The sequence below is a fragment of the uncultured Corynebacterium sp. genome (genome assembly GCF_902782855.1).
GTDB lineage: Bacteria > Actinomycetota > Actinomycetes > Mycobacteriales > Mycobacteriaceae > Corynebacterium.
The window spans coordinates 1-11682 of the sequence record NZ_CACZOO010000138.1 but is presented as its reverse complement, the minus strand read 5'-3'; the positions used below and the strand labels follow the sequence as shown (position 1 = coordinate 11682).

Here is an 11682-nt window from a genome sequence, read left to right as displayed (position 1 = left end):
GGTGCCGGGGGCCGGTCTGCTGCGCGACACGCAGAAGTTCGTGGTCCTCGCACTGCCGGCGCTGGTGGTGCTGCTGGGACGGGTGGATGTGCTGGCGGACGCGCTGGCGTCCCGGGGTGCCCCGGCTGTGCGGGCCCTTCCGGCGCTCACGGTGGGGGTGCTGGCGTTCCTGCAGGTCCCGGCGTTACCCGCGGATCTGTCTGACCTGCGGCCCGCCACCCTCGACGGATACGCCGCCGCAGTGGCAGCGGTGGAGGATGCCATGAAGGACGCCATGGTGGACGCCGGTGGCGGACGCACCCTGTTGTGGCCCCCGGGGAACTACCGGGTCATCGGAGGGCGGCCGGTGCTCGACCCGATGCTGAAGATGCTGCCCGGTTCACCGGTGGACCCCGGGTACCTGGTCGTCGACGGTCGGGTCGTCGACGGGGACCCGGACACGGTGCGGCTGTTGTCCGGGCTCGCCTCGGGCGACGACGGGCTGGCCGAGGCTGGCATCGACCTCGTGCTCGTCGAGACGGATGCCGCGCAGGACGCCGCACAAGGCGTCAGTGCCGCTGTTCCCGCTGCGCTCACCGACGCCGCGTCCCCCCATGAACTGATCTGGTCGGCTGACGGGTGGGCGCTCTACCGGGTCGGATGAGGTGGGCGCGGGCCCGGATGGCGGAGTTCCCCGTAACTGTTGGTGTCGGCGAACACCCCAGTTCACGTTCGGGGGTTCCCGTTCGGGGGTTCCCGTTCGGGGGTTCCCGTTCGGGGGTTCCCGCCGGATGTCTTTTCCCGCGGGACACCGGTGTGTCGCTGGTCCACCGGACCGGGGCCGATCAGATGCGGAAGATCAAGGCCGCTGCCGAACGCCGTCAACGCCGGTGGCTGGGGACCGCCGTGCGGAGGGCGGGGAGAGTCACTCCCCCAGCGCGCCGGCCTTCCAGTCCTCGAAGAAGTCGGGGTTGGATTTCGCCCACTCCCTCACCGCGGCGTCGAGGTTCTCGCCGCCGTAGTTCTCGTCGGAGAACATGACGTTCTCCAGCGACGACAGGTGCTCATCATCGATGACCAGGTTCTTCAGCAGCTGGGCGACATAGGGGTTGTCATCGGTGAAACCGGTGCGGGAGAAGTTGAGGATGTTCTCCGCGCCGCCCATCGCGCCCTCCGGATCCTCGAGATCACGGACCGGGAAGGCGTCGTACGCCCAGTGCGGGCGCCACAGCGTCACGACGATGTCGTCACCGGCGTCCGTCGCCTTCTTCAGTTCGGCGAGCATCGCCGGAGTCGAGGAGATCTGGAAGTTCCAGTCGTCCAGGCCGTAGACCGGGAGTGCCTTCTTCGTCTGGCCGGTCAGCCCTGCGCCGGGCTCGATGCCGACGATCCGCTTGCCGTAGTCCCCTCCCATGTCTCTGAGATCGGCGATGGACCGGGCGGGGGAATCCTCGTTGACCGCGAGGGTGAGCACGGCGTTGTCGTACCAGCAGCCCAGTGGCTCGATCGAGTCCTGGTACTGCTCGAGGTAGTTCTCGTGGGTCACCGGCAGCCAGGTGTCCATGATGACGTCGATGTCACCGCGTGCCAGACCGGTGTAGCCGGGGCCGGCGTCCAGCGCCCGGATGTCCACCTCGTAGCCCTCGTCCGAGAGGACGTACCTGAGCAGGTGCGCTGCGGCGAAGGACTCGTCCCAGCCGTTGAATGCGGCGAGGGTGATCTTCCGGTCGTCGTCGACGTCCATGCCGGTGGCGTCCTCCGACCCCTCGCCGGGGATGCAGTCGGCGAACCGGGCGGCGTAGGGCTCGGCTCCGTCCCCGCCACCGCCGACGGCGGAGTTGGAGTTCTCCGCCCCGCACGCCCCCAGGGAGAGGGTGAGGACGCCGACCGCGAGAGCCGAGGCCACGGTGCGGGTGTTCTTCATGATGGTGTGCATGATCTCCTCCTACGCGTTCTGGGCCTGTCGGGCCCGTGCCTTGGCCAGCGGGGTCCTGCTGCCGAGCCCGGCGGTGATCCGGTCGAGGAAGACCGCGAGGATCACCACGGCGACACCGGCGTTGACGCCCAGCGGCACGTTCAGGGAACTGATCGCGCTGGTGATGTCGGCGCCGAGGCCCGGGGCACCGGCCATACCGGCGAGCACCACCATGGACAGCGCCAGCATGATGACCTGGTTGATGCCGGCCATGATCGTCGGCAGCGCCAGGGGCAGCTGGATGCGGAACAGGATGTGGGTGCTCGTCGCGCCGAAGGCGCGGCCGGCCTCGACGGTCTCCTTGTCGACCTGGCGGATGCCCAGTTCGGTGAAGCGGACACCGGGGGGCATGCAGAAGATGAGGGTGGCGATCATGCCCGGGGTGACGCCGATGCCGAAGATCACGATGATCGGCACCAGGTACGCCAGGGCCGGCATGGCCTGCATGAAGTCGAGGACCGGTTTGACGATCCGCGAGACGGTGTCCGACTTCGCCGCCCAGATGCCCAGTGGCACGGCGAGGACCACGGCGATGAGCACGGCGACGAGCACCTGGGAGAGGGTCTCCATCGCCTGCGGCCATTCGTCGACCGCACGGACCAGGTAGAAGCCCAGGGCCGTGAGAATGCCGGCCTTCCAGCTGACCGCGGTCCAGGCGATGAGGCCGAAGACGACGATGAGGATGTAGTAGATCGGCGAGCCGAGGACCCAGTTGAAGGCGTCGTAGAGTCCGTCGAGGACGGTGCCGATGAAGTCCAGCAGCCACCGGAAGGTGTCGGTGAACCAGTCGATGGCATCGGAGACCCAGTCTCCGAGCGGGAGGTCGGGGTTGGCGAAGGTGCCCATCAGTGCGCGTCCTCCCCGGCGGTCCCGTAGTCCGGCGTCGCCATGGCGGAGACGATGTCCCCTGCCTCGACGGTGCCGACCACGGAGCCGTTGTCGGTGACGGCCAGCGGGCCGTCGGTGGATGCGGACTGTTCGAAGAGATCGGAGACCATGTCACTGGCGGAGACCACCGGGAAGCTCCCGGAGTCCGGGTTCGCCCCGAACTCTGCCTCGTCGATCGGCGTCATGATCTCCGCGGCGGTGAGGACGCGGGAGCGGTCGACGTCGGCGATGAAGTCGGCGACGTAGGCGTCCGCCGGGTTGGCGAGGATCTCGGTGGCGGTGCCGATCTGGGCGACCCGGCCGTCACGCATGATCGCGATGCGGTCGCCGAGTTTCATCGCCTCGTTGAGGTCGTGGCTGATGAAGATGATCGTCTTGTGAAGGTCATGCTGCAGCTCGATGAGCTGGTCCTGCATCTCGGAGCGGATCAGCGGGTCGAGGGCGGAGAAGGCCTCGTCCATGAGCAGGATGTCGGTCTCGGCCGCCAGGGCGCGGGCCAGGCCGACCCGCTGCTGCATACCACCGGACAGCTGGCCGGGGAGCTTGTCGCCCCACCCGTCCAGGCCGACCTTGGCGAGCCATTCGTCGGCTTTGGCGAGACGTTCGGCCTTCGGAACCCCCTGGATCTCCAGGGCGTAGGCCGCGTTGTCACGCACACTTCGGTGCGGCAGCAGGGCGAAGTGCTGGAACACCATGGACACGTGCTTCGCACGCAGGTCACGCAATGATTTTCCATCGAGTTCGGCGATATTCCTGCCCATCACCTCGACAGTTCCCGCGGTGGCTTTCCAGAGACCGTTGATCATGCGGATCAGTGTCGATTTCCCTGAACCTGACAGTCCCATGACAACGAATATCTCCCCCTCCTCCACCTCGAAATTCACGTCGATCACGGCGGCGGTCCCCAGGCCCGCCAACTCGCTCCGGTCAGCCCCCTCTTCAAGCCTACGGATCACCTCACCAGGCTTTTTCCCGAACACTTTGTAGAGGTGTTCAGCACGTACAGCAGTCATCTGTCATCTCCTCCAGCAGTAGTCACACGGCTCTCGTCAGAAGAACACTCAGACCACTGTACAGAATTCTGCATTTACACCGCTGGCCATTGAGCGAAATTCACTGCTCAATATCCCCAGAATTGCACGACTACCTGCGGTCTTGCCGGATATTCTCCAGCAGCTTTCTCCACGCTTCTCCGGTGATGTTCCAGGAGAAACTCCGGGCCCGTTCCCGGGCGGCGTCCCCGAGCCTGCGGCGCCGTTCCGGGTCATCGAGCAGGCCGGCCACCGCGGTCACGAGGTCTCCCTCCGACCCCACGAGCAGGCCGGTCCGCCCGTCCACCACGCTGTCGCGCAACCCGTCGGAGGAGGAGTAGCCGATCGTCGGCACCCCGTGCAGCCCCGCCTCGATGACGGCAAGCCCCCACCCCTCCTTCGCACTGGGCATGAGGTGCACCGCGGCGCCGGCGAGCAGGCGGTGCTTGACGTCCTCGGTGACGTGTCCGTGGAAGACCACGTGCCCGCCGACACCGAGTTCCGCGGCGCACCGCCGCAGGTTCTCCGACCACCAGCCGTCGCCGATGACGTCGAGGACGGTGCCCGGGTGGTCCGGCAGGACGGCGGCCAGCGCGTGCAGGGCGTGCTCGATCCGCTTGTACGGGGTGAGCCGCGACAGGGTGACCAGGTGTAACGGGCCGGTCCCCTCGGCGGCGTCCACGACTGCACCGACACCGGCCGGCGGGGCGTCCACCCCGTTGCGGATGACGGTGATCCGTCGCCGGTCCACCCCGAGGCGCACCAGGTCGTCCGCGCTCGGCGCGGAGACCGTGACGTAAGGGGTGCGGTGGTGGACCCACGGCGACAGCCGCGACTCGACGAACCAGCCCACCCGTGACAGGACCGGCCCGGCGACCGGCCACTGCGCGCGGTGGCAGTGGTGTGTCAGCAGCACCACGGGAACGCGGCCGGGCCACGACCACCCCACGCGCCCCCGACCGAACACACGGGCGAAGAAGGGTACACCGTTCTGTGTGTCGACGATGACGTCGAACCGGTGCCGGAGCATGTGCAGCCAGGCCCCCGGATACACGCCCACCGCCCCACCGCCGCGGACGTAGGTCACCCCGTTGCGGTGTTCCACCGGCGCTGATCCGGGGTAGCGGGCGGTGCGGAAGGTGACGTCGTGGCGTCCGCCCTCCTCGGACGCCAGGTACTCGGCGACTCGCTCGAGGTAGACCTCACTGCCCCCGCCCTCGGGATGCCCGGAGTCGCGCCAACACAGCAGAAGGACCTTCATGATGGGGACCACGGTAACACCCGCCCCGTGTCGGGAGGGTTGCCCTGCTAGCGTCGCACCCATGAACCCCGCACCGCCGCCGCCCCCGTTCCGGTCCGTCGACTCCACCACCGACGTCGCCGCTCTGGCTGCGGCACTGTGCGCGCCGCCGGACATGACCCCCACCCTGGTGGCCACCGCGGAGAACCGGTCCCGTGAGGTCCCGCTGGATCTTCGGCGTATCGCCGATGAGGTGGGGGACGCGGCCCGTCTCGTGGTCATCACCGACCCCTCACTGACCCGCGCGCTCACCGGGCTGATGCCGCCCGGGACCACCCCGTACAACGGCGCGGCGCGGATCTACCCGGCGCACGACCTGACGTGGATGGAGGACTGCTTCGCGGGGGATCTCCTGTTCGCGAACATCCGTCCGGACAACGGGACACGGGTGGCCGGGGCGCTCGCCGCCCGACTGCTGACCGTGGTGGAGAATGCCCGCGGGTACGAGGCGCTGGCGGACCGGGCCTCGGACGCTGTCGCGGAGGACGCCGGCCCGCGGCCGTTCCGTGGCGAGTTCACCGGGGCGTCCTCGGCGACGGTGGGCATGATCACCTCGCCGGACGCCCCGGGGCTCGGCATGCTGCGGGTGGACCTGGATACGCTGCTGCCCGGCGCGCCGGTGGTGATCGGCAGTGTCTTCGCCGACGGCGACGAGGTCAGCGGGCATTTCGACGCCTCCGGTGCGGTGACCGACGTCAGTGGTCTGCGCGCGGTGGAGCGGATGGCCGCCGACCTGGTGGTGCAGCACTGCTATCCGGCGGTGGTGACCGGGGTGGTGGCGAAGAGTCAGGTGGGTGTGCAGGTCGTGCCCGGGGTGACGTCCCATCTGACGCAGGCCGGGGTCGATGTGACGGCGGAGGTGGGCGCTGTTGTCGCGGTGCAGGTGCAGTCCGTCGGTGAGCGTCGTGGGTCGCTGAGGATCATCGTCGGCCCGGCGCCGGAGGGTGCCGGGGTGGACGCCGCACCACCGCTGCGCACCGGTGGTCCGGCATGGGTGTCGATGACGGTTCCCTCCGCCGGCGGGGCCGGCGCAGACAACGGTAGAGGGAACGTCGCGGAGGACTCCCCCGGGACCGTCCCGGGGGGCGCCGCGGGTGGCGTCCCCGCGGGATCCGTCGCGGAGCTGGAGGGCCTGCGGGCCAGGGTGCCGCAGTTGAAGAAGCACCTGCGGCGGATGGAGGGCCAGATCGACGAACTGCAACGACAGCTGCGCACCTATGACGATGAACGCCGGTACGCGTGGGACGAGAATGACCGGCTGGAGGACGAGAATGATCTGCTGCGCGCGCGGCTGAGGGCTGCGGGTGTCGCTCTGCCGGACGGGGCCGCCTCCGGTGAGGCGGTGACCGCCGCACGGGCGAAGAAGACCGAGAAGCGGACGGTGTACACCGAGCGCCCGCTGATGGGTGACGAGTTCGACACGCTCTACTGGCAGCTGTACACCGAGGTGCAGCTCTGTTGGGCCCGCCAGGTGGATGCGGCGGACAAACGCGAGCATCCGCTGGCGTTCCGCTACGGCGAAGGGTTCCTCGCCTCCGTCAGCAGGACCGTCAAGGACTCGGAGGCGCTGCGGTGGAAGCTGCCGAAGGTGATGGCCTGGATCGGTTGCGGGTTGCCGGAGCGCACGACCCGGCACCACGCCTACCGCGACGGCGAGGGTGGTGGCGCGCCACAGCTGGTCCGTGACGACGGGGCGAAGGCCTTCCGGGTCGACCTGGAGACGAACACTGCGGCGGCCCGGCGGTTGCACTACTGGAAACTGCCGGATGGGACGGTGGAGTTCGCCCGTGTCGGTTTCCACGATGAACCGGGGTTCTGAGAGGTTCGACGACGCACAGCCTCACCTCACCTGCCGCCTTCTTCAGGCTAAGAACGCTTCCCCTCGGAGCAGGGGGAGGACCGCCCCCGACGCATAGCCTGACCTCCATGGACGCCCTCCTCCGGCGCGCGGTCCCCCTGCACCGTGCCCCCGGTCATCTGCCGAGGCTCACCGCCGTCAGCAGATGACTCCCCGTAGCGCACCACCGACCGTTGAGCCCGGTCACCCTGTTCTCCGGGCCGCCTCCGGACATCGGTACCTCAATTCCCGGCACCAGGAAATCTCCGCGGAAGGTGCCCGCCGCCACGGGGAGAGCGAGGTCGTCCGCCCCTCCCCCGCCCACACTGTCCGCGCTGTCCGCACTGTCTTCACTGTCCGCACTGTCTTCACTGTCCGCGCGGACCGTGAGGCGGCATTCGGTGAAGTCGAGCCAGCGGCGGGTCAGCGGGAACCACGCCTTGAAGATGCTCTCCTTCGCACTGAACAGCAGACGGTCGAGGTTCACTCCGGTGTTCACTCCGGAGCATCCGCCCAGCCGTTCGATCATCTCCGCCTCTCCGGGGACACTGACCACCGACCAGGCATCCTGCGGCAGTGGCTCGTTGACCTCGGCATCGATCCCGAGGCTCAGCACCTCGTCCGCCGGAGCGATCGCCGCCGCCCGCAGTCCCACGCAGTGGGTGATCGCGCCGACCAGCCCCTCGGGCCAGGTCACGTCGCGCTCCGGGCCCGGCACGAGATCGGGCACCGGATCAGGCATCCCGTCCACACCCCGCACCCGGCTGATCGCCCGCCGGGCGCAGACCCTGGCGGCCGCGTACTCGCCGACCCGCTTCGGGACGGCACCGGCGATGTACGTCCGCTCCGCGTCCGTCAGTACCCCGGTCCCGGCATCACCGGTCATCGCGGCCACCGCAGCGGAGCCGGGAAGCAGCTCCGCGAAGAGTCGTTCGTACCCGGCGTGTGTCCCGTGTGTCATGCCGCCGATCCTAACCACCACCACAGTCCACCCCACCCGAAAAGGAGATCCATGCTCCCCTCGATAGAATCCTATCCACTGCCGCAGACTCCGCAGCTCCCACCGAACCGCGTCGACTGGCAGCTCGACACCTCCCGTGCCGCCCTGCTGGTCCACGACATGCAGTACTACTTCGTGGACGCCTTCGGCCCGGAATCCCCGCTCATCACCACAGTCGTCAAACACATCGCGGCACTGCGGGACGCCGCCACCGCGGCAGGCATGCCGGTGTTCTTCACCGCACAACCGCCGAACCAGGATCCCGCCGACCGCGGTCTGCTGTGGGATTTCTGGGGCAGGGGCATCACCGGTGACGGCCGCGAGGCGATCGTCGACGAACTCCATCCCACGGCAACCGACACGGTGCTGACGAAGTGGCGGTACGATGCCTTCACCCGCTCCGATCTGGCCGAGCAGCTCGCCGAGGCCGGCCGTGACCAGTTGATCATCACCGGGGTCTACGCCCACATCGGGTGCCTGACCACGGCGACCGCGGCGTTCATGCGGGACATCCAGCCGTTCCTCGTCGCCGATGCACTGGCGGATTTCCGCCTGTCGGACCATCTCCGGGCGCTCAGCTACGCGGCGAAGCGGTGCGGACATGTGCTCGATACCGCGACGGCCCTGGGCCAGTTGGGGAGCGGGTCGGGGAACGGGGCCGCCTGATGATCTTCGAGATGTCCACCCCCGAGTATCACCTGCGCACATCCGGGGTGAAGCACCGCGTCACCCCGGCCGACTGGACCGGCCCGGCGGTCGCCAGAGCTGTCCACGAGGCTCTGGAGACCGCCCGGACGTGCAGTTCGGACGCGACCACCGCTGACGGGGCACCGCTGGTCGTCGGTGCGATCCCGTTCGACACCTCGACGCCGGCGGTGCTGTACGTTCCGGAGCAGGCGCAGTGGCAGAACACCACCGCTGCCACCGGCGCCACCTCCCCGGTACCTGCGACGGAAACTCCGGAAGCTTTCCCGCCCGTGGATTCCCCGGACTACCGCCGTGCGGTGGGACGGGCCGTCTACGAGATCAATGCGGGCCTCCTCGACAAGGTGGTGCTCGCCCGGCGAATGACCGTCGAGCACACGCATTCGGTGGACTGCGATGCCCTGTTCTCCCACCTCGCTGCCGATAACCCACAGGCATTCACCTACCGGGTGGACCTTCCCGGGAATGCCACGTTCCTCGGCGCAAGCCCGGAACTGGTGCTACGTTGCCGGGGCAGTGTGGCCACGAGTGTCCCGCTGGCCGGATCAGCGCCACGGTGCCCGGGGGACGACCCCGATCGCGAGCTCATCAACCACCGACGGCGCAGACAACTGCTGCACTCCCCGAAGAACCTGCAGGAGCATTCACTGGTCGCCCGGCGCGTCGCTGACGTGTTCCGCGACCATGCCACGGAGGTGTCGGTCCCCACCGGACCGGAGATCGTGGAGACCCCGGTGATCATGCACCTGGCCTCGACGATCACGGGCCGGTTGCATGAGGGGGTCTCCCCGGTGGAGCTCGCCTATGCGTTGCACCCGACGCCCGCGGTGTGCGGGTGGCCGACCCAGAAGGCTGCGGCGCTGATCCGTGAGCTGGAGGATGCCGACCGCGGCATGTACGCGGGCCTCGTCGGCTGGGTGGATACCGCCGGTGATTCCGAGTGGGCGTTGGCCCTGCGCGGCGGCCTGGTCCGTGACAACGGTACCGCCGGTTCCACCGTCACCGCGTTCGCCGGGGCGGGCATCGTCGCAGGCTCTGACCCGGATCTGGAGCACCGGGAGACCGACACCAAGTTCCGCACCTTCACCCGGGCGCTGAGCAGGACGCTCGCCCAGACCACAGTTTGATTCCTCTTCCTCTGAAAGGACAACCATGACCACAGTAACCACCACTGACCTGCGCACCCTGATGCGCCAGCTCGCCGCTGACTCGCTCGGCGCGACCGTCGCCGAGATCGACGACGGTGAGAACCTCATCTCCCTGGGCCTGGATTCGGTGGCGATGATCGGTATCTCCGCGAAGGTGCGGGAGGCCACGGGCCTGCAGGTCCCCTTCGCCGCGTTCGCCAGGGACGCCACCGTGGACGGCTGGACCCGGATCGTCACGGAGGCGGCCGCCGAGGGTCCGGCGGACACGGAAAATACCGCAGACGCAGCAGATACGGGCCTCTCCCCTACCGCGGACACTCCGGCGGACGCCCCCTTCCCACTGGCCACGATGCAGCACGCGTACTGGGTGGGCCGCAATGAGGGCCAGGTCCTCGGCGGTGTCGCCGCGCACCTCTACGCCGAGTTCGACGGTGCCGCGGTCGACCCGGACCGACTGTCCGCCGCGGTGGACCGGCTCACCGACCGGCACACGAGTCTGCGGACCCGGGTGCTGCCCAACGGCACCCAGGAGGTCCTCGATGCACCCGGGAAGCCGGTGTTCTCGGTCACGGACCTGCGGGGGAAGAGCCCGGCGGAGGTTGAGGAGTCCCTCGACCAGATCCGGGACGTCAAGACCCACCAGCTCCTCGACCTCGCCGCCGGCCAGGTCATCGACATCTCCCTGACCCTGCTGCCGGGTGACCGGTCCCGCCTGCACCTGGATGTGGACATGATCGCGGCGGACGCGATGAGCTACCGCACGATCCTCGCTGACCTGGCGGCCTTCCACCGTGACCAGGAGCCGAGCCCGACCACTCTGGACTACCGGTACCGCACCTATCTGCATGAGCACGGCGCCTCGATGTCTGCCGCCGCTGAGAGAGAGGGAGCGTGGTGGCGGGAGCGGGTCACTGACTACCCGGAGGCGCCGTCACTGCCGTTGGTGCCGGAGCAGAAGATGGCGGATCCGCACCGGTCGGTGCGTCTGGATGTGCTGCTTCGCCCGGATCAGAAGGCCCGGCTCTACGACCGGGCCCACGCTCACGGGGTGACGCCGGCGATGGTGCTGGCGACGGTCTTCTCGGACACGCTTGCCCGCTGGTCCAGCCATCAGCGGTTCCTGCTGAATCTGCCGTTGTTCGACCGGGAGCCGCTGCACGAGCATGTGGCGGGCCTGGTCGGGGACTTCTCGAACTCACTCCTGCTGGATGTCGATGTGGATCCGGGCAGGAGTTTCCTGGAGCGGGTCCGGTCGATGCAGTCCACCCTGCACGAGACCGCGGAGCACTCCGCTTTCCGGGGTCTGGATGTGCTGCGCGAGCTGGGGCACAATGCCGGTGCTCCGGTCACCGCCCCGGTGGTGTACACCAGTGGCCTTGATCTGGGCGAGTTGTTCGCCGACGAGGTGACCGAGGAGTTCGGCGAGCCGGTGTGGATCATCTCCCAGGGCCCGCAGGTGGTGCTGGACGCCCAGGTCGCGGAGCTGAAGGGGGGAATTCTGCTGAACTGGGATGTCCGCCGGGACGCCTTCCCGGAGGGTGTCATTGAGGCGATGTTCTCCGCCTACCGTGGTCTGCTCGATGAGCTGCTGGCCGGGGATGAGATGGCCTCGGACTGGACACGCCCGCACACCATCGCCCTGCCGGAGTCCCAGCGGCAGGTCCGCGCCCGGATCGAGCAGGAGGCCGTAGAGGCGGGCAAGGCCATCACGCCGCGCACCCTGCACGACAGCTTCTTCGCCCGGGCTGCTGCTGACCCGGATCGCCCGGCGGTGTTCTGGGGCACCGGGGAAACCGGCCGGGGCACAGGCATCGACGCG

Annotated in this window: 9 protein-coding genes and 1 pseudogene; 5 read left to right on the top strand and 5 right to left on the bottom strand. The window is 68.7% G+C overall.

The genetic code is table 11. The features are described 5' to 3' along the window. A pseudogene (locus QZV72_RS06490) lies at window positions 1-643 on the top strand (hypothetical protein); the annotation flags it as partial. A 261-nt stretch (window positions 644-904) separates the two neighbouring features. Here the strand turns inward: QZV72_RS06490 and QZV72_RS06485 are convergent. The 4 genes from QZV72_RS06485 to QZV72_RS06470 all read right to left on the bottom strand — a co-directional run bounded on the left by QZV72_RS06485 (window position 905) and on the right by QZV72_RS06470 (window position 5134). Further along, complete coding sequence (locus QZV72_RS06485; protein ID WP_297006453.1) at window positions 905-1915, bottom strand: glycine betaine ABC transporter substrate-binding protein; 1011 nt, start codon at window positions 1913-1915, stop codon at window positions 905-907. A gap of 9 nt (window positions 1916-1924) precedes the next feature. Then, the gene (locus tag QZV72_RS06480; protein WP_297006451.1) at window positions 1925-2800 is read right to left on the bottom strand and encodes a proline/glycine betaine ABC transporter permease; all 876 of its coding nucleotides are present in this window, start codon (window positions 2798-2800) and stop codon (window positions 1925-1927) included. Next, window positions 2800-3855, bottom strand: coding sequence for a glycine betaine/L-proline ABC transporter ATP-binding protein (locus QZV72_RS06475; RefSeq protein WP_297006450.1), 1056 nt, complete (start codon window positions 3853-3855; stop codon window positions 2800-2802). Before QZV72_RS06475 ends, QZV72_RS06480 begins: the two co-directional genes overlap by 1 nt. A 130-nt stretch (window positions 3856-3985) precedes the next feature. Further along, window positions 3986-5134, bottom strand: a complete 1149-nt coding sequence (locus QZV72_RS06470) for a glycosyltransferase family 4 protein (RefSeq protein ID WP_297006448.1) — start codon at window positions 5132-5134, stop codon at window positions 3986-3988. Between the two features lie 61 nt (window positions 5135-5195). Here QZV72_RS06470 and QZV72_RS06465 point away from each other — a divergent pair, with 61 nt between their 5' ends. Then, entirely contained in the window at window positions 5196-6992 is a 1797-nt protein-coding gene (locus QZV72_RS06465; RefSeq protein ID WP_297006447.1) for a cell division protein ZapB, read from the top strand. A gap of 154 nt (window positions 6993-7146) precedes the next feature. Here QZV72_RS06465 and QZV72_RS06460 read toward each other — a convergent pair whose 3' ends face one another. Continuing rightward, entirely contained in the window at window positions 7147-7971 is an 825-nt protein-coding gene (locus QZV72_RS06460; protein ID WP_297006446.1) for a 4'-phosphopantetheinyl transferase, read from the bottom strand. A gap of 51 nt (window positions 7972-8022) precedes the next feature. Here QZV72_RS06460 and QZV72_RS06455 point away from each other — a divergent pair, with 51 nt between their 5' ends. The 3 genes from QZV72_RS06455 to QZV72_RS06445 all read left to right on the top strand — a co-directional run. Continuing rightward, window positions 8023-8676 carry an isochorismatase family protein gene (locus QZV72_RS06455; RefSeq protein WP_297006444.1) on the top strand — a complete coding sequence of 218 codons (654 nt, stop codon included), beginning with the start codon at window positions 8023-8025 and terminating at the stop codon, window positions 8674-8676. After that, on the top strand, window positions 8676-9842 hold the full coding sequence (locus QZV72_RS06450; RefSeq protein WP_297006442.1) for an isochorismate synthase MenF: 1167 nt from the start codon (window positions 8676-8678) through the stop codon (window positions 9840-9842). Before QZV72_RS06455 ends, QZV72_RS06450 begins: the two co-directional genes overlap by 1 nt. Window positions 9843-9867: 25 nt before the next feature. Beyond that, the coding region (locus tag QZV72_RS06445) for a condensation domain-containing protein (RefSeq protein WP_297006441.1) at window positions 9868-11682 on the top strand (1815 nt) is incomplete at its 3' end.

Coding starts and splice junctions, on each gene's coding strand:
- QZV72_RS06485 (WP_297006453.1), bottom strand. CDS start 1,915: ATGCACACCATCATGAAGAACACCCGCACCGTGGCCTCGGCTCTCGCG.
- QZV72_RS06450 (WP_297006442.1), top strand. CDS start 8,676: ATGATCTTCGAGATGTCCACCCCCGAGTATCACCTGCGCACATCCGGG.
- QZV72_RS06480 (WP_297006451.1), bottom strand. CDS start 2,800: ATGGGCACCTTCGCCAACCCCGACCTCCCGCTCGGAGACTGGGTCTCC.
- QZV72_RS06470 (WP_297006448.1), bottom strand. CDS start 5,134: ATGAAGGTCCTTCTGCTGTGTTGGCGCGACTCCGGGCATCCCGAGGGC.
- QZV72_RS06460 (WP_297006446.1), bottom strand. CDS start 7,971: ATGACACACGGGACACACGCCGGGTACGAACGACTCTTCGCGGAGCTG.
- QZV72_RS06475 (WP_297006450.1), bottom strand. CDS start 3,855: ATGACTGCTGTACGTGCTGAACACCTCTACAAAGTGTTCGGGAAAAAG.
- QZV72_RS06455 (WP_297006444.1), top strand. CDS start 8,023: ATGCTCCCCTCGATAGAATCCTATCCACTGCCGCAGACTCCGCAGCTC.
- QZV72_RS06465 (WP_297006447.1), top strand. CDS start 5,196: ATGAACCCCGCACCGCCGCCGCCCCCGTTCCGGTCCGTCGACTCCACC.